Origin of the sequence: Chryseobacterium sp. MA9, assembly GCF_024399315.1 — a bacterium.
Lineage (GTDB): Bacteria > Bacteroidota > Bacteroidia > Flavobacteriales > Weeksellaceae > Chryseobacterium.
In genome coordinates this window covers 4913472-4930426 of record NZ_CP075170.1, presented here as the reverse complement: position 1 = coordinate 4930426, position 16955 = coordinate 4913472, and the positions used below count along the sequence as shown (strand labels likewise).

Below are 16955 nucleotides of genomic sequence, written 5' to 3'. Positions count from 1 at the left end.
CACTAAATTTGTATATCAAAAATTGAAATGAATACAAATCAAAATAAATCAGTAGAATTTGAAGATTTAGGGGTCAGAGAATATCAGTCAGCCTGGGATTATCAGGAGCAGCTGATGAAAAACATCATTGATACCAAGATAAAAAACAGAGATCTTCCTGCAGAACAACATAGTACAACTCCCAACCACCTTCTTTTTGTAGAGCATCCTCACGTGTATACTTTAGGAAAAAGCGGACATGAAGAAAATATGCTTGCCGGCATTGATAAACTGAAAGAAATTGATGCCACTTTCGTAAAGGTAAACCGTGGCGGAGATATTACTTATCACGGTTACGGACAGGTTGTGGGCTATCCTATCCTGGATTTAGAAAACTTTTTTACAGATATTCATTTATATATGAGAAATCTGGAAGAAGTGATCATCAGAACCATTGCCGAATATGGCATTAAAGGAGAACGCTCTCCGGGGGAAACAGGAGTATGGCTGGATGTTGGAAAACCTTACGCCAGAAAAATGTGTGCTATGGGTGTGAAAGCTTCACGGTGGGTTACCCTTCATGGTTTTGCATTGAATGTAAATACGGATATGCGTTATTTTGAATACATTATTCCATGTGGGATCAAAGATAAGCAGGTGACCTCTCTGAAAAGAGAACTTGAAAGAGAGCTAACCTCTGAAGAAGTGGAAGAACTGAAAGCAAAGATCAGAAAACATTTTGCAGACGTTTTCCAGGCAGAATTGATCTATAAATAGTCAAGACAGCTTAAGATATATTAAACCCAGTTTCAACAGTTGAAACTGGGTTTTTAGTTTAAATATAATATTGCCATCCTTACATTGCTTAGGAATCCGGACCGAAAAAAGATAAATTTATTTGTTTTTAATTTTTCTGAGTTTACTATCAAAATCATTAGGTTTTTCGCCCTTTTCAATATCATAAAATCAAAAATATATCATAATAATGTGTTTTTTTTAAAAAAACTGTTGCATATATTTTAATTTTTATTATTTTTAATATCACAAAATAGTGAACTATTATAATTAAACTGTTCACTGAAATTTAACCACCAAAATATAAAAACTATGAAAAAATTTCTGTTATCCATGATGGTATTCGTGACAGTAATGTCATTCAATGCCTGTTCAGATTCCAATGCCAACCAGGATCCGAATCTTGTTGCCAAAGAGTCAAACGAAATTGCAATGAAAGATTTCGGCAAAACTGTTCCGGTAGGGATTGAAAAAGAAGATGGAAAATTTAAAATCTCATTTATGGTTACTGCCCAACCTTACTATATGAAGGACAGTAAAGAAAATGCAGGTTATATTTCCATGATCAGACAGGCTGTTGAAAACGAAACTCCAGTTCATATTTTCCTTAAAGCCAATACCAGTGAAATTGCTAAAGTAGACAAAGCAACAGCTGATGACATCCGTTATTTCAAATCTGTATTCAACAAAGAAGAAAGAGGTGAAAGTAATAAGGCAGTCAGTGTAATTCCTAATCTTGCCACATTAAACAGTCTGTTTGCTCAAATTAAAAACCAGGCTTGCGGAACTTCTACAGCTTCTTCCCCGTGCATCACTTTCAGATATCCTGTGGATGGCTGCTACGCAAGAGCTCACAAAATGAGACAAATTCTATTGAATGCAGGATATGATTGTGAAAAACAGTTTGTTTACGGTAACCTGAGAGCTTCTACAGGAACATGCTGCGTATCATGGGTATACCACGTAGCGATATTGGTAAGCTTTAAAAATGCTTCCGGAATCGTTGAGAAAAGAATCATTGATCCATCATTATTCTCCAGCGGGCCAGTAACTGATACGGCATGGAGAGCTGCATGTACAAACACAAGCTGTGGATCTGCGTCTGTATCTTCTTTTGCCAATACAGCAGGAAACGTTTACTACAGAAGCCCATCAGGTTCTTTACTGTATGATAACAACTACGTAAATACCAATTGTGTATTAAACATATTCTCATCCCTTTCAGGATGTTCTCCTTCGCCTGCTCCTAGTGTAGCAAGTTGTGGATTTTAACTAATTTATATAGAGCTCCTGCATTTATTTTGATACATTGCAGGAGCTTTTTACTAAATACTTTTCCTTATGAAAGCCTGGTCATATCTATTATTACTTTTTATTATGATTACATCCTGTTCCGGTAGTTCCAGTTCGCAGAATTTAACCTGGTATAATAATGCCACTATTTCAAATATCACTGAAGATCCGGACAAGCCAAATGAAATGGTACGTGTTGCCATTGGAATAAGTGCTCAGGTATTTTATATTTCAAAAAAATCACCGGATTACAAAACTCTTATAGAAAAGGCAACTCAAAGCTTAAAAAAAAGTAAGACTTATAATATTGGTATTGAAAATAAGACCAATATCATCAAAGAAATTAAAGAGGTGAAAAATCTTTAAGCTCTCTGAAATAGTCTGTAGCTATCTTATCACAGAAATTCCGGCATCTACTTTTACTTCAGCTCCATGAATATAGGAGGCTTCTTCCGAAGCAAGAAACAGAACTACATTGGCTATTTCTGATGGTTTCCCCTGTCTTTTAAAAGGGATTGTAGGAATAATACCCTCAATGGCACTTTCAATCTGTTCTCCGGTTAATCCTGTATTATTAAAAATATTGGTTTTAATATGTCCCGGACTCACTCCGTTGACACGGATGCCACGTTCTGTAAGCTCTACCGCAAACGTTTTAATGAAAGACTGCACTGCTGATTTGGCTGCAGAATACACAGAAAAATTATGCATAGCAATATCTGTTGCTACAGAAGTATTGAAAATAACGGAACTTCCGCTTTTCATTAATGGCAGTACCTGCTGCACCGTAAAAAAAGGACCTTTTACCAGCAGGTTAAAAAGATCGTCAAACTGGTTTTCATCCACATATTCTATAGGAGCAAACCTTCCATATCCAGCATTGGCAAAGACAAGGTCAATATGTTCTGTATATTTTCTGACTTCCTGCTGAAGATTCATCACATCTTTTATATTTCCGGCATTGGAAACAATTCCAAAAGCCTTTTCTCCAAGTTTTTCCAGGGTAATATTCACAGTTTCTTCACTTCTCCCTGTGATAATAGCAGAACCACCTTCTTCGATAAATTTTTGAGCGGTGGCCAGCCCCATTCCATTGGTTCCCCCGGTAATTAAAGCGGTTTTGTTTTTAAATTTCTGCATTGTTTTTAGTTTAAAATTCTCCTGCAAAGATTGGAATAGAAATGATCTTAAAAAATCCGAATCATGCGTAAATGGATAAAAAGTAATCTGCTTATTTTCTTACCTGTTTTAGTTTATCAATAATCGTCATAAATAAAATCTTTCAAAATTAAATTGCGCACAATTAAATTGCTTGTACATTTGCAGTGTTGTTTTACTTCAATATAAAAATCAGGAAGTTCAATAACCGCCAAGTAGTTTAATTTAAAAACAAAAAGAAAATGTCATTAATAGAAAATCTAAACTGGAGACATGCTGTAAAAGCTTATGACCCGAACAAAAAAATTTCACAGGAAGACCTTAATACTATTTTAGAATCAGCAAGACTGGCTCCTACTTCATCCGGATTACAACCATTCCGAATCATCGTGGTAGAAAATCAGGAACTGAAAGAAAAAATGGTAGCAGGTGCTTTAAACCCTGAAGTAATGAGAGATTCTTCTCACGTTTTGGTATTTGCAGCATGGGACAGCTATTCTAATGAAAAAATTGACAAAGTTTATGATTATCATACCGATGTAAGAGACCTTCCAAGAGGTCGTTTCGGAAGCTATACTGATAAAATCAAAGAAATATATGGTGCACAGACTCCTGAGGAACATTTTGCACATACTGCCCGCCAGACTTATATTGCTTTAGGAATTGCCCTGGCACAAGCAGCAGAACTTAAAATCGACAGTACTCCGGCAGAAGGATTCAGCAATGCGATAGTGGATGAAGTACTGGGATTAAAAGAACTAGGATTAAAAAGTGTTAGTCTTTTATATCTTGGATACCGTGACGAAGCTAATGACTGGCTTTCTTCTATGAAAAAAGTCAGAATTCCAATGGATGAATTTATTATAAAAAAGTAATACCTTCATCGAATCTTTCGTACTCAAAATTATGGAAAATCCGAAAACACCTAAACTAGAAAACCAGATTTGCTTCCCGCTGTATGTTATTGCCAAAGAGATTACAGGACTTTACCGTCCTTTCCTCGATGAACTGGACATAACGTATCCGCAGTACCTTGTTATGATGGTGCTATGGGAAGGTGACGGACTTACGGTAACCCATATCGGAGAAAAACTGTTTCTGGACAGCGGTACTTTGACACCTCTTTTAAAAAGACTGGAGTCTAAAGGATTTATTATCAGAAAAAGAAAAAAAGAGGACGAGAGAGTGGTTGAAGTATTTTTAGATGAAGCTGGGAAAAAGCTTCAGCAAAGAGCATGTGAAATTCCGGGAAAGATTCAGGAAAGACTGGGTATACAACCGGAAGAACTGCTGCATCTTAAAGACACAGTCCTAAAAATATTAAACAAAATAGAAAAATAAATGAAAACGTTATATACAACTCAGGTAACTGCTAAAGGAGGCAGAAACGGACATGTAAAAAGTGAAAACGGAGTTTTAGAACTTGATGTAAGAATGCCAAAAGCATTAGGAGGAGCAAATGAAGATTTTGCCAACCCTGAAATGCTTTTTGCAGCTGGATATTCTGCATGTTTCGACAGTGCTCTGAACAGGGTAATCAGTCTTTCTAAAGTGAAAACCGGAGAAACAACAGTTACTGCACAGGTGAGCATTGGCCAACTTGAGAATGGTGGCTTCGGACTGGCAGCAGAACTGGACGTGAATATACCTGGAGTTTCAATTGAAGAGGCTCAGGAATTAACAGAAAAGGCACATCAGATCTGCCCTTATTCTAATGCAACCAGAAATAATATGGAGGTGAAGCTTTCAGTAACCAACAACGATTAATCCAATTTTTTTAAGCATAGTTATAACGAAAGGAGCTGTTTCCATGGAAACAGCTCCTTTTATTTTATTTAATAGCAATTCATCATTTATAACTCATCATTATCTTCTGTCTTTATTTACGTCACTTTTCTGATAAGCATCCACTTTTTTATAAGAATCATTTTTTTCTTTTTCTTTTTTATCAGAAATCAAAACTCCGAAAAGATGGTCGATCTCATGCTGGAAAATAACGGCTGTAAATCCTTCTACTATTTCTGAATATTTCTGTCCTTTCAAATCAACATATTCTAACTGGATTACTTTACTTCTGTAAAACTGATCTCTGAAATCAGGAATAGAAAGATCTCCTTCAGGCCCAAGATTCTGCAGATCGGAACGCCATACAATGACCGGATTGATGAAGTATTCCAGCGGGGTTCCTTCTTTGTCAAAACGCTGCACCCAGATAATTTTTCTGTTGATTCCCACCTGAGGTGCTGCAATTCCTACTCCACCATCTGTTGACAGAAGGGATTCTTTCATTCTTTTTACCAGAACAGCTGTGTTCGGGTCAAGAGGATCTGCTTCTAAAGAAATGCTCAGCAATGTTTTATGCTGATTGGTATCTGTAGTCTGATAGATTGGCAATGCAGTATTTGGATCACCTTGATTGATTACTGAAATTTCATTGGAAGTGAGTTTCTGGGCATTGATCAGTCCGATAAAAAAGATCAGCAGTATGGGTAATTTATTCATGTTTTCTGGAATGTTGTACAAAGGTAAATATTGTGGAATAAAAATGATTATCCGATAATTAATTTTAAGTTTTGGCTAAGCTAATGGAAGTCTGATATAAAAAAACGGGCTAAAGCCCGTTCCTATTGAATGAATACAATTCAAATTATTTATTCATAATAAGATCTGCTCAATCTGTATCATCTGCTAGAACATCATTAAAAGGTCTTTGTCATATCCGCAGGAATAATCAGATTAAAATCTGTTGGAATATACTCTTTAGCTGGCACTTTCAGTTCAGGATCTTCTGATTCAAAAACTGAGATCACCGCCATTTTCAAATTAGGATTTTTCTGTTTTATATACCAATAGATTCCACCAAACTCTTTGCTGTGATAGTTTCCATTGTAATGGATAAATGTTTTTCCGGCCTGGTAATTTTTCAGAATAGACTCAGCCATTGTAGCATCTTTTGTTGCTTGGGCTGAAATAAAATTCATCACTTTTGTCCCTTCTGCATGATCACCCATCATCGCTTTCATTTCCGGATATCCCGGAGTGTCTAACGTAACTTTTATAGGTAACTGAGCAATATAAGTTTTCTCTTTTTCACTTAATTTATTCAGGGATTCAAGGCCTTCCTTAGCAGTTTGAGAGGCATATTTCCTTGGAATATTAGTGCCAATAAAATTCAGTTTTTTATTTTTAGCAAAATCTACCAAAGGTTTGTAATCCGTTGCATAGTTGTTCCATAAACGTGCGGAGTCTTTGAATGTTTTAGCATCCAATTTCCCATTCAGATATTGATTCAGCTGAGCCTGATTGTCTCTTTCAAACATTTCAGCTCCTAAAATAAGCTGTCCATTCTTTTTGGCAAACAGAGCTTCTGTTATTTTAAGCTGAAGCCAATGATTGATAGAACTGTTATGGTTTTCACCAAAAAAGACCACATCATAATCGGCCAGTTCTTTCACCAGTTTTTCCGTTTTTACTTCCTTTCCTTTTTTATCATAAAACTGGTAAGCTTTAAAGTCCTGTGCTTTCAAAGAACAGAAACCGGCAAGCAGTATCGCTATGAAAATATTTTTCATTTTATTTTATATTTAATCACAAATTACACAAATATTCTGGCACTTGCAGATCACTGTAATAAAAAAGACCGCTTTGAATTTTACAAACAAAACGGTCTCATTCAAATCATCTAATTATTACTTTTCTAATGCTGCTACAAGGTCCTTCCACTCCTGAAGCTCAGGAATTCCAGGTTTCCTTTTTCCAAAGAACTGAACGATAAAGTCTCCTTCTTTGTTGAATACTTCGATAGCCGTTACTTCTCCGTCTTCAGTTGGTTTTTTAACGATCCATGCTTCTGCAATTTTCGTTACATCAAGGTGTAAGTTGAAATCAGGATCCATTACATTGAACCATTGCTGGTGCCAAAGTGTTTTCTTCACGTTCCCTGTATGGATCTGAATAATTCCTCTGTTTCCAACAAAAACCATGATCGGTGTATTTTTTTCAGAAGCATCTTCAAGGATGTTGACCACTTTAGCATTATCAATTTTCTTAGCAAATCCTTCCGGAGCTAATCTTAATGCCTGTGTTCTGCTTACTCCATATTTTCTTGTCATCATGAAGAAATCATGAGTATCTTTCAATTCTGTCCAAGCTTTTTTGAAGCCTTCTACATCTATTTCAGTATCTGCTTTTTCAGCCTGTTTTGGAGCTACAGCTTCAAATACAAAAGCCTGATTCTGATCTTCTGCTTTGAACTTCTCAACCAAAGCATCGAAAGCTTCTTCGTTACTGTTTTTTGTCAGATAAATCTTGTGCAATGCCAGACCATCCTTTCCAAAAAACTGAAGACTTTTCTTATCTCCTTCCACTACTGCAAAAGCAAACTTCCAGTGGTTAAGGAAAATTCTAAGATCAATGTCTTCCCCAACAAAAAGCTGTGCGTGTGGGCTGCTGAAATCTCCGTTCAGGTAAGTTCCTTTTCTTTCGTGAACACATTCATCATTACGGGTAAGAGCCATTACTTTTCCCAACTGCTCAGCTTCTGTAAGAATTCCCGGGAAATCTGCGTTTAAAACAGTTACCTCTTCTCCTACACTGGTCAATAATAATTCTGCTTCACTTACCCCTAGCTGTGCAGCGGCATTTCTTATTCTTATGTGTGGGTTTTCTGCTTTCAGAGCCTCCCATTTTTCCTTTAAATCATTAACTAATGTGCTCATTATTTTATTTTTTTATGGTTAAAATTGTATAAATTCTTTGTATTGTTTCTTCTCCTGTTTTACTTTTTATTTCTTCTTTTTTTTCGGAAATTTTCATTCTTTTAAAATGACTTTTGGAAATCAGTTCTTCCATTTCATTGTTGTTGTACAAGGTGAAATCATATTCTGTAAAAGGAAGTTTCTCCATGAAATCTCTTTGCCCGAATGTAAGAACGAATGTCCCGTCATCTTTTAAAACCCTGTAGATCTCGTTTAAAAATTCTACCGGGTTTTCCCAGAAATACACGGTATTGACTGTAAATATTTTATTGAAAGTCCCGTCCTGAAAAGGAAGCTTCTTTCCTTCATACAAAATAAAATCTGCCTGGTTTTCAAATTCTTTATTGAGTCTTTTGGCTTCATTGTGCATGGTTTCAGAAATATCGACCCCTGTATATCTGAGGTTTTTGGCAAGACTCATTATACTTTTCAGGTGTCCGGCATTGCCGTGTCCTATTTCAAGGATATGCTGATCGTCTTCCATCACAAGGGTTCTGATACTTTCTAACGTCATGCTGATGTTAGTAGCATTCATCATTTCACCAATCTCGATGCCTTTTTCTCCCTGAGGATTGGCCAGATTCTGTGCAAGGATTTTAAGTTCTTCTTTTTCCATAGTTATCCAAAAATGATCATTGGGTTATTCGTAATAGGGTGTCCGCAGATGGTACAGGGAAAATTATAGGCTTTGCTGATGTTTTCTGCCGTAAAAACTTCCTGCGGAGTTCCAAAGGCGGAAACTTTTCCTGATTTCATCAATAAAATCTTGTCTGCAAATTGTGCTGCAAGGTTCAGATCATGTAAAACAACAATGGCGCTGTTGGCTTTTTTCGTAAAATTTTTGATAATTTCCAACGCCTTATACTGATGTTTTATATCCAAATTATTCAAAGGTTCATCCAGAAAAACCAGCTTATGGGTAATATCGTTCTGTAATTGTGCCATTACTCTTGAAAGATGTACCCGTTGCTTCTCTCCTCCGGACAGGGTATTGTAATCTCTGTCTTTCAGATGAAAAATATCTGTTTCATACATCATATTATTCATGGCTTCCAGATCTTCTTTACCGGGCTGAGCCTCAAAATAAGGATATCTTCCCATCATGACTACATCTTTTACCTGCAAAGGAATTTCATTGGAATTGTGCTGCGAAAATTTGGCTTTATGCTGGGACAATTCTTTTACTGCCCAGTCTGCGATAGGTTTTTCTTTGAATACAATATTAGATCTTCCTTCTTTTACTTCATTTGCCAAAACACTTAAAAGACTTGACTTTCCTGCTCCATTCGGTCCAACGATTGCTAAAAATTCGCCATACCCTAAAGAGACATCAACACTGTCAAGAATTTTAAAACTCTTGTGCAGATAATTAATTTGATGCGCTTTTATCATTAGAGTGATTTTTTAAATTTAATTAAAATAGCAATAAAAATAGGCCCTCCGATCAAAGAGGTCAAGATACCGATTGGCAGTTCTGACGGTGCCACAATACTTCTGCTGATGGTATCCGCAATCAGAAGCAAAATACTTCCCATAACTGCTGACAACGGCAGAATGAACACGTAGTTTGATTTGAATAACAGCCTTAAAATATAAGGCACAATAAGACCTACAAAACCAATTGTTCCTGAAAATGCAACGCAGGTACCTATCATTAATGAAGTAATAACAACAATCTGCTTTTTCAGTTTCTCTACATTGATTCCCAAATGCTGAGCATCTCTTTCTCCCAGCATCATGGCATTCAGTGCCTTTCCTTTGGGAAGTAAAATCGCATAAGAAATAGCTATAACTACTGTTAAAACGATATTTTTTGTCCATGTGGCTGCAGCCAGGCTTCCCATATTCCAGAATGAAAGATCTCTCAACTGTTCATCTTTTGAAAGATAAATAAGGAATCCTGTAATTGAAAACCCTATGGAGGTAATGGCAACACCGCTTAAAAGCATCATAACCACATTTGTTTTTCCTGCACTTGTAGAAATTCTGTATACCAGCATCATCGCCAGCAAAGCTCCTAAAAAAGCTGAAATCCCTACCAGGGAAAACTGTACAATTTCAGGAAGATACTGCTTAAAATGCCCTCCCAAAACGATGGCAAATGCTGCCAATAATGTGGCTCCCGAGGTTAAACCAATCGCCTCACCAGTTGCCAGTGGATTTTTAAAAAGTCCCTGCAATGTGGTTCCTGAAACGGCAAGCATGCTCCCCACCAGAATGGCCATAATAATTCTGGAAGTTCTTACTTCCCAGATGACATATTTATCACTTAGCGACAGATCCGGATCTCCTTCAATAAATTGGCTTAAAACCGTGAACGGTGACACCCCGTTAAAATCATAAACGCCTATATAAAGTGCCACCACTGCCAGAATAGCCAGCAATATGGCACTTATAATAAGATAAAAGTATAGTTTACTTTGTGTTTTCAATTAAAAGTTTGTTTAATCCTACTGCTGCTTCTCCTAGTCTCGGTCCGAAACCTGATACTAAACCTCCGTCCATTGCTATGATCTTTTTATTTTTCCCGGCATTCGTTTGGGAAACGCCCGGCATTTTAAGAGCTCCTTCATTTCCTCCTGCTCCTTGTAGGCCTGTTTCAAAGAAGAACAGTACATCAGGATTAGCTTTTACAACGGCTTCAGGTGTCAATGGCTTGAAATCTTCAAAATCAGTTACGGCATTTTCCCCGCCTGCAAGATTGATCAATGAAGCCATTGGCGTATTTTTACCACTCACCATCAGCATATTTCCTCTTGCATAGATGAACAATACTTTTGGTTTTTTAGCAATAGGCTGTACTTGTTTAAGATCAGCATCAATCTTATCATTTAATTTCTGGTAATCAGTATTTCCGATAGCTTTTGCTACAGATTCAATTAACTTTTTAGTTCCTTCTACTGTATATTCCTGTTTGAACACTTCGGTTTTAATACCGGAAGATTTGATTTTCCCCATTAATTCTGGGTTGATATCCTTATCAGAAGCTAAAATTAATGTTGGAGAGACTGCCATGATCGGTTCAATGGTCATTGATCTCATGTGACCTAAATCTTTTGCTGTAGCTTTTAAAGATGCGGGATAGGTACTTGTAACATCCGTTCCCACAATTTCTTTTTCATGGCCTAAAGCGCTTACGATTTCCGTAATTCCTCCGCTTAATGTTACTATTTTATTGTTGGTTTTTGGTGCTTCAGAAGTAGCTTCTGTTGTATTTTCTTTCGTTGATGCTTCTGCTTTTTTGCAAGAATATACTGCTACAAGTACAGAAGCTGCAAGGATGATTTTTTTCATGATATACTATTATTTGATTATTATAAGGGTTCAAATTCAAAATTGGTGAAACCACGGTTTCCGTTTTCGTCTTTCATTTTGTTGAATCTCAGTTTAAAGTAGAAACCTTCAGCGTCTTTCAACACAAAAAAGCGGTCTGAATACACAAAAGGAACCGGATTGGTTGCTGTACCTGTCGTCGTTCTCCATTTATCACCAATGGCTCTATGATCATTAAAAACAAATTTGGCTGGCTCAACGTCTTTCAGCTTAAATGCAGTATAAGCCTGATCCAGACTTCCTGTAACGCTTACCTGATAGGCACCTACTCCATTCAATGTATTGGTAGTTACAAAATCTGCATAGAAGTAGCTTCCGGCACTGGTTGTAGGTCCCATGAATACTTCATTGGTAAATGTTGTGAACGCAAGATCCCATTTCTTTTTCTTAGGCTGGATCTTTACTGGGGTTCCTGTTTTCAGGTTGAAGAATGAGAAGTTGTATTCTGTATCTTTGGTAATGATATATTCTTTGATATCAGCTCCGGTTGCATTCACATCGGCATAACGGATCTTGTATCCATTCTGAGCTCTCAGTATCTGAATTTTTTTCCATCCTCTCGGATCACCGGACAATGAAACGGAGCCTGCCCCGATATTGGCTGCGGAAGGTATTTCCCTACCAAGATTGATCAGATAAACAGGATTATCAGCATCATTTTCTTTGATGGCATCAATTCCTGAAGTTTGAGTCAGAAAATTACCGTTAGGATTGTCGATATATTGCATATTGGCAGCATCAAATGTTCCCACCTGAGCAATTTCTTTCAAGCTTGCTGCATCAGTATCTTTTACTTTACTGATATCTGTAGCATTAGGTATTTTAACAACCGTCATGGCAAGAGATCCGTTCATAATTACACGAAACTCATCTCCTGTATAAAAACCAAGATCCCAATCTGTTCTGCTGTTGACAGCCGGATTGGTGTAATCACTTAGATCAATCCAAACCTGATTAGGTTCTGTAGGGCCACCAACTTTTACATTAACTTCTGATCCAGTCATAGGAGGAACCGGAACCGGATCTTCATCTGCAGAGAGACAAGACTGTGTAGCCGCCATGATGGAAAGAATAGACAATATTTTTAAATACTTCATAACAGTAACTTATTATTTAAAATTGAAACATTAATCGGGCAAAATAGCTTCTGCCATAGTATAAATTAACAACCCCATTCGCTGCTGCATGGGCTGAACCTGCAACTGCTGTAGAGTTTAATCTTGTTACATCAAATATATTTTTTACCCCAGCGGAGATTTCAAAATGCTTATTCCAGAAAGGCTGGCTTACGATAAAATCCATCATATGAAAGCTGTCTACTTTTCCCAGGCGGAAACCACCTGTTCCGTCAGACACATAAATTCTGTCCGGACCTGTGAATTTATAGTAAAGGGCAAAATTTGTATCGGTATTTTTCAGTTTATAAGTTGCTGAAGCTCCTGCCTGTACTAAATACTGGAAGTCTGTAGGAGAAGAGGATTTTAATTCATTCATTGATACAGATGTTCCGTTTACCGAACCTCTTAAAGACAGGGCAAACTGATCTTTTCTAAAATCTACATTGGCTGAGAATAATAGATTTTTATAGGTATTAAGATTCATGTATTTGTAGGTAGAAGGTTCTTTTACCATTACCATTTCAATCCTGTCACGCACATCCAGATATAATGCATCCACTCCGTAAGCGATTTTCCAGCCATTATCCACTGAAAAGTTCTGGTTCCAGAAAAGGCCTGCTGAGAATCCTTTTTCTGGATTTAAATCTGGATTTCCCTGTACATCATGGTTAAGATTTACAAAATAGGTGTACAGCTCATCATATTTAGGGAAGCGATTTGCCGATCCTATGATGGCTCTAAGATTTGAGTTCTCAGAAGTTTTATATCTTGCTGATAAAGAGTAGTTGTACTGATTGTTGAAGTTCTCACTAAGGGAAAGTCTTACTCCCGGTCTTAAAGAGAATTTGTCTGAAACGTTCCATTCTGCAGAAAGGAAATTGGAATAGGTAAATATCTTTCTTTTTACCGCTTCACCAAAGAAGTCTCCGGCAATCAAAGCAGCATAACCATTAGTGTAATCTAACTCATACCCCAGCTGGAAATCAAAAACTTTACTATCCAGAAAATTACTGAACATTCCTCTTGAGTAGATAACGTCTGTTTTATAGTAAGATTTTTCGTCCTGACGGCTCTTTATTGCTCTGTTCGGAATATCGTAATTGTAGTCATAATATTTTCTGTCCTGATTCTGATAGGAGAAGTCCCCCATGTATCGGATATGTCCCAGATTGGTCTGAATATTAAACTGATGCACCCAGCGGTCCGTATTATACTTTCTGTCTCTGCTCTCATAAGATACTCCACCCATCCCGTCATTAAGCGGATTCCGGCTTACTTCTGGGTTGTAGAAGTTAAATTTTTCATTAAGATAGGACAGTTTGTAGAAAAATGTTGTTTTATTTTTTGTATACCTTAGCAATGCAGAGGCATCATACTGGTCTTTCGGGTTCCAGTCATATCCTCTCTGATTGTCCTGTCCGAAATATTTGTAGCCTTTGCTTTCACCTTCATATCCCATAAACTGATTATGGTTGAAATTGATGCTTGCAAACCATTCGTTGCTGATATTATAATCTATATTCAGGTTCTGAATATGTCTTCCGTTCCCTCTTTTCTTAAGATCATAATTGTCTCTTACTGTTTCTTCCTGTACAGAGCCTCTTACACTTACTTTCTTTGTACCGGTTTTCTTTGTAATAATATTGATCACCCCGGCAACAGCGCCGTTTCCATATTCAACACCCATACTTCCTTTTACAATTTCAATTCTTTCGATATTGCTTAGGGTAATTTTGGTAAGGTCAATATTGCTTCCCAGCCCTGTATCTCCTACTACCGGAATATTATCTATAAGGATCTTTACATAATCTCCATTAAGTCCCATGATATTGGCGGTAGAATTTCCTGAACGGGTATCTGGAGTGATTTGTATGTTAAGACTTTGATTTAAAACCTCGGCAACATTAGTCGCTGCCATATTTTTAATCTGTTCTGCATCAATAACATCAACCTTATATATCGATTTATTAATAGACTGCTGCATGTACTGTCCTGTAATAACAACTTCTTCAATTTTCTTTTGATTAAGAGAATCCTTTTCTTGCGCATTCATCCATAAGGCTACGGATAATAATAGAACGGAAAGCACTTTCTTCTTCATAAGGGTACAAATTTTCGACAAATATAAAACTTTATTTAGACTCATTAAAAATAAATATATATTTTTGTGGAATAATTCTAAATAAAAATAATCTCATGAAATTAAAATTACTTTTAGGAACTCTGATGTTTACAGCCTTAACAGCGAATGCTCAGGTATCTAACATCAATGAAAATTTCAATAATTTTACAGCTGGGAATACTACTTTCCCTCAGTTTGGATGGTCTGCCATCGTTGCACCAATAACTGGCGAGTTTCCTCCTGTCCCTCCAAGAATGATTGTAGCGGGAGATTCCAACAGATTCGTTCAGTCGTATGCAGGAAATAATGCAACAGGTTCTTCTTACCTGATCTCTCCACAGGTTGAAACCCCAACCGGAAATAAAACATTAACTTTTGATACTACTTTGGTATCTCCATCTCCTGGTCCGGGAAGTATCCAGATAGGCGTAGCATCCAACCCTGCTGATATGTCAACATTCGTTCCTGTAGGAAGTCCTATTAATGTATCGACTATTGGTACAGTACAGAATATCAGCGTTAATATTCCGGCATCCACAGGTTCATATATTGTATTTAAATTCACTCCTACAGCAACACACGTTGCGATCCAGGTTGATAATGTAGTCTATAATACTACAGCTTCTTTAGGAGTAAATGATCACAATAAAGTAACAGAAAATATCAGATTTGCATTAAATTCTGATCAAACAGTATTGGAATTTATATCAAAAAAAGATCTTAAAAATATTCTTATTTACTCTGCTGCAGGCCAAAAAACTATAGAAGGAAAGCCAACCGGACAAAAATTTGATATCAGCACACTTCAGACAGGAGTTTATTATATGAATATTGAAACTTCTGAAGGAAAAACAATTCAAACAAAATTCATTAAAAAATAAGGTTTATTAGACTATTATTTGCCTTTTTTAAAGCCGGCAGGATATTTCCTTCCGGCTTTTTTATGCTCCTTATTTCCCTTATCCAATATATGATTAAAATGAAAACACGATAAAAATCATGTTTTTATTTAGAATCATTAAAAATAATTATATACTTTTGTGGAATCATTCTAAATAAGGATTAAAAAATAAGTTATGAAAACAAAACTATTATTGGCTTCAGTATTGGCAATGTCTGTTCAGCAGACTGTTTTGGCACAAACTGATGCACAGGGGTACTCACAGGTAAATATGACAATGGGGAGCGGATACCAAAACAGAGTGTTCGTAAACCTTGCAGATGGTAATATGGTTTCTCAGCCTGCCAATACCTGGGATGTTGCTTTTTATAGAAATTCAAACTACGCATTCGGATCAAGAATAAATGATGCTAAAGATATCGAAGTATTCACTGCCTCAACCAATTTAGCAGACTGGGATAACATCAGCATCAACAACGAATCTTCATGGGGAGCTCCTCTTTATAACCCGGATCAGACAACTGACTGGAGCCAGGGAGCTTTTGAACAAGGGCCTGTAACATCATCAAACCCTAATATCCCTTCAACAGGATGGGGAGTTTACAACCCAATCAATCACCATATTCAGGGAAAAGCTATTTTTGTTTTAAAATACCCTTCAGGAACATACATCAAATTTGCCATTGAAGATGCCTTTGCAGGATATACTTTCAGATATTCAAAATGGAACGGTACTTCATGGGAAGCCACAGAAACAAGAACAATCGCTAACGGAACGGATGATTCTTATTTCAATTATTTCTCATTTGATACTGGAGCAAAAGTTCCTGGTCTGGAACCGTCAAGAACTGCATGGGATTTCATATTTACTAAATATTATACGTTCTATATGGGTGTACAGATGTATCCTCTTTCCGGAGCGATTCAAAGCCCAAACATCAAAGTGGCAATGGTACAGCCGGAAACTCAGGCAACAACAGCTTATACAATCCCTGCAACAGCAAGTTTTTCATCAGCTATTACTACTGTAGGACACTCATGGAAAGGGATTGGAACCGTTAAAAGTGATGTGGTATACTACGTCAAAAAAGGAAATGATTACTACAGAATGTACTTCACTACAAACGGCGGTGCAACTACAGGAAATATGTATTTTAAATACAAGAAGATTACTGAAACATTAGGTATTACTGAAGTTGGAAAAAAGGCATCTTTTGGAATCTATCCTAACCCGGCAACAGCGGATAAAAAAGTAACAGTTCTTTTTGATGTTAAAGAAAAAGCAAGCAACAAAGGAAATGTAGAAGTTTATGATCTTACCGGTAAAAAGGTATATTCTGCGGAACTTACCAACCAGGCAGGATTCTACAAACAGGATCTGAATCTTTCTACGCTTACATCAGGAAATTACCTTGTAAAAATTACTTACGGAGGCCATTCGGAAACGAAAAAGCTTATCGTGAAATAAATATTTTATTTTAATACTTTCTATTTTTTCT

The 16955-nt window shown here is 36.8% G+C and carries 18 protein-coding genes; 8 read left to right on the top strand and 10 right to left on the bottom strand.

Annotated elements, in window-relative coordinates:
- The first annotated feature begins 27 nt into the window (after positions 1–27).
- The 3 genes from lipB to KIK00_RS22525 all read left to right on the top strand — a co-directional run bounded on the left by lipB (position 28) and on the right by KIK00_RS22525 (position 2433).
- Complete coding sequence (gene lipB, locus KIK00_RS22535; protein WP_255814479.1) at positions 28–756, top strand: lipoyl(octanoyl) transferase LipB; 729 nt, start codon at positions 28–30, stop codon at positions 754–756.
- A 330-nt stretch (positions 757–1086) separates the two neighbouring features.
- Entirely contained in the window at positions 1087–2046 is a 960-nt protein-coding gene (locus KIK00_RS22530; protein WP_255814478.1) for a protein-glutamine glutaminase, read from the top strand.
- Between the two features lie 69 nt (positions 2047–2115).
- A complete protein-coding gene (locus KIK00_RS22525; protein ID WP_255814477.1) occupies positions 2116–2433 on the top strand; it encodes a hypothetical protein in 318 nt (105 codons plus the stop codon).
- 21 nt (positions 2434–2454) lie between these two features.
- Here the strand turns inward: KIK00_RS22525 and KIK00_RS22520 are convergent, their stop codons facing one another.
- Positions 2455–3207: an SDR family oxidoreductase gene (locus KIK00_RS22520; protein WP_255814476.1), complete on the bottom strand. Its 753-nt coding sequence runs from the start codon at positions 3205–3207 to the stop codon at positions 2455–2457.
- A gap of 260 nt (positions 3208–3467) precedes the next feature.
- Here KIK00_RS22520 and KIK00_RS22515 point away from each other — a divergent pair, with 260 nt between their 5' ends.
- Genes KIK00_RS22515 through KIK00_RS22505 form a run of 3 tightly spaced genes read left to right on the top strand, consistent with a single transcriptional unit; the run spans position 3468 to position 4992 of the window.
- Positions 3468–4100: an NAD(P)H-dependent oxidoreductase gene (locus KIK00_RS22515; protein ID WP_255814475.1), complete on the top strand. Its 633-nt coding sequence runs from the start codon at positions 3468–3470 to the stop codon at positions 4098–4100.
- A 31-nt stretch (positions 4101–4131) separates the two neighbouring features.
- Entirely contained in the window at positions 4132–4566 is a 435-nt protein-coding gene (locus tag KIK00_RS22510) for a MarR family winged helix-turn-helix transcriptional regulator (RefSeq protein WP_255814474.1), read from the top strand.
- The gene (locus KIK00_RS22505) at positions 4567–4992 is read left to right on the top strand and encodes an organic hydroperoxide resistance protein (RefSeq protein ID WP_255814473.1); all 426 of its coding nucleotides are present in this window, start codon (positions 4567–4569) and stop codon (positions 4990–4992) included.
- Between the two features lie 99 nt (positions 4993–5091).
- Here KIK00_RS22505 and KIK00_RS22500 read toward each other — a convergent pair whose 3' ends face one another.
- The 9 genes from KIK00_RS22500 to KIK00_RS22460 all read right to left on the bottom strand — a co-directional run bounded on the left by KIK00_RS22500 (position 5092) and on the right by KIK00_RS22460 (position 14534).
- On the bottom strand, positions 5092–5727 hold the full coding sequence (locus tag KIK00_RS22500; protein WP_255814472.1) for a peptide deformylase: 636 nt from the start codon (positions 5725–5727) through the stop codon (positions 5092–5094).
- 197 nt (positions 5728–5924) lie between these two features.
- Positions 5925–6797: a ChaN family lipoprotein gene (locus tag KIK00_RS22495; protein WP_255814471.1), complete on the bottom strand. Its 873-nt coding sequence runs from the start codon at positions 6795–6797 to the stop codon at positions 5925–5927.
- Between the two features lie 117 nt (positions 6798–6914).
- Entirely contained in the window at positions 6915–7943 is a 1029-nt protein-coding gene (locus KIK00_RS22490; RefSeq protein WP_255814470.1) for a hemin-degrading factor, read from the bottom strand.
- Positions 7944–7947: 4 nt separating this feature from the next.
- Positions 7948–8598 (bottom strand): class I SAM-dependent methyltransferase, encoded by a 651-nt coding sequence (locus KIK00_RS22485; RefSeq protein ID WP_255814469.1) that lies wholly within the window; start codon positions 8596–8598, stop codon positions 7948–7950.
- A 2-nt stretch (positions 8599–8600) separates the two neighbouring features.
- Positions 8601–9374 carry a heme ABC transporter ATP-binding protein gene (locus KIK00_RS22480; RefSeq protein WP_255814468.1) on the bottom strand — a complete coding sequence of 258 codons (774 nt, stop codon included), beginning with the start codon at positions 9372–9374 and terminating at the stop codon, positions 8601–8603.
- On the bottom strand, positions 9374–10414 hold the full coding sequence (locus KIK00_RS22475; RefSeq protein WP_255814467.1) for an iron ABC transporter permease: 1041 nt from the start codon (positions 10412–10414) through the stop codon (positions 9374–9376). The genes KIK00_RS22480 and KIK00_RS22475 overlap by 1 nt, the downstream gene beginning before the upstream one ends.
- The gene (locus KIK00_RS22470; RefSeq protein WP_255814466.1) at positions 10398–11276 is read right to left on the bottom strand and encodes a hemin ABC transporter substrate-binding protein; all 879 of its coding nucleotides are present in this window, start codon (positions 11274–11276) and stop codon (positions 10398–10400) included. The genes KIK00_RS22475 and KIK00_RS22470 overlap by 17 nt, the downstream gene beginning before the upstream one ends.
- A 20-nt stretch (positions 11277–11296) precedes the next feature.
- Positions 11297–12412, bottom strand: a complete 1116-nt coding sequence (locus KIK00_RS22465) for an HmuY family protein (protein WP_255814465.1) — start codon at positions 12410–12412, stop codon at positions 11297–11299.
- Positions 12413–12428: 16 nt separating this feature from the next.
- The gene (locus tag KIK00_RS22460; RefSeq protein WP_255814464.1) at positions 12429–14534 is read right to left on the bottom strand and encodes a TonB-dependent siderophore receptor; all 2106 of its coding nucleotides are present in this window, start codon (positions 14532–14534) and stop codon (positions 12429–12431) included.
- Between the two features lie 95 nt (positions 14535–14629).
- On the opposite strand from KIK00_RS22460, the gene KIK00_RS22455 reads away from it, so the two are divergent.
- Together KIK00_RS22455 and KIK00_RS22450 are read left to right on the top strand one after the other, a co-directional pair.
- Complete coding sequence (locus KIK00_RS22455; protein ID WP_255814463.1) at positions 14630–15436, top strand: T9SS-dependent choice-of-anchor J family protein; 807 nt, start codon at positions 14630–14632, stop codon at positions 15434–15436.
- Positions 15437–15631: 195 nt separating this feature from the next.
- The gene (locus KIK00_RS22450) at positions 15632–16924 is read left to right on the top strand and encodes a T9SS type A sorting domain-containing protein (protein WP_255814462.1); all 1293 of its coding nucleotides are present in this window, start codon (positions 15632–15634) and stop codon (positions 16922–16924) included.
- The last annotated feature ends 31 nt before the right edge of the window (positions 16925–16955 follow it).

Excerpts from the sequence above, each read along its gene's own strand:
- KIK00_RS22525 (WP_255814477.1), top strand. The coding sequence starts at position 2,116 with ATGAAAGCCTGGTCATATCTATTATTACTTTTTATTATGATTACATCC.
- KIK00_RS22470 (WP_255814466.1), bottom strand. The coding sequence starts at position 11,276 with ATGAAAAAAATCATCCTTGCAGCTTCTGTACTTGTAGCAGTATATTCT.
- KIK00_RS22465 (WP_255814465.1), bottom strand. The coding sequence starts at position 12,412 with ATGAAGTATTTAAAAATATTGTCTATTCTTTCCATCATGGCGGCTACA.
- KIK00_RS22460 (WP_255814464.1), bottom strand. The coding sequence starts at position 14,534 with ATGAAGAAGAAAGTGCTTTCCGTTCTATTATTATCCGTAGCCTTATGG.
- KIK00_RS22520 (WP_255814476.1), bottom strand. The coding sequence starts at position 3,207 with ATGCAGAAATTTAAAAACAAAACCGCTTTAATTACCGGGGGAACCAAT.
- KIK00_RS22515 (WP_255814475.1), top strand. The coding sequence starts at position 3,468 with ATGTCATTAATAGAAAATCTAAACTGGAGACATGCTGTAAAAGCTTAT.
- KIK00_RS22485 (WP_255814469.1), bottom strand. The coding sequence starts at position 8,598 with ATGGAAAAAGAAGAACTTAAAATCCTTGCACAGAATCTGGCCAATCCT.
- KIK00_RS22450 (WP_255814462.1), top strand. The coding sequence starts at position 15,632 with ATGAAAACAAAACTATTATTGGCTTCAGTATTGGCAATGTCTGTTCAG.
- KIK00_RS22455 (WP_255814463.1), top strand. The coding sequence starts at position 14,630 with ATGAAATTAAAATTACTTTTAGGAACTCTGATGTTTACAGCCTTAACA.
- KIK00_RS22480 (WP_255814468.1), bottom strand. The coding sequence starts at position 9,374 with ATGATAAAAGCGCATCAAATTAATTATCTGCACAAGAGTTTTAAAATT.
- KIK00_RS22490 (WP_255814470.1), bottom strand. The coding sequence starts at position 7,943 with ATGAGCACATTAGTTAATGATTTAAAGGAAAAATGGGAGGCTCTGAAA.
- KIK00_RS22530 (WP_255814478.1), top strand. The coding sequence starts at position 1,087 with ATGAAAAAATTTCTGTTATCCATGATGGTATTCGTGACAGTAATGTCA.
- KIK00_RS22505 (WP_255814473.1), top strand. The coding sequence starts at position 4,567 with ATGAAAACGTTATATACAACTCAGGTAACTGCTAAAGGAGGCAGAAAC.
- lipB (WP_255814479.1), top strand. The coding sequence starts at position 28 with ATGAATACAAATCAAAATAAATCAGTAGAATTTGAAGATTTAGGGGTC.
- KIK00_RS22495 (WP_255814471.1), bottom strand. The coding sequence starts at position 6,797 with ATGAAAAATATTTTCATAGCGATACTGCTTGCCGGTTTCTGTTCTTTG.
- KIK00_RS22510 (WP_255814474.1), top strand. The coding sequence starts at position 4,132 with ATGGAAAATCCGAAAACACCTAAACTAGAAAACCAGATTTGCTTCCCG.
- KIK00_RS22500 (WP_255814472.1), bottom strand. The coding sequence starts at position 5,727 with ATGAATAAATTACCCATACTGCTGATCTTTTTTATCGGACTGATCAAT.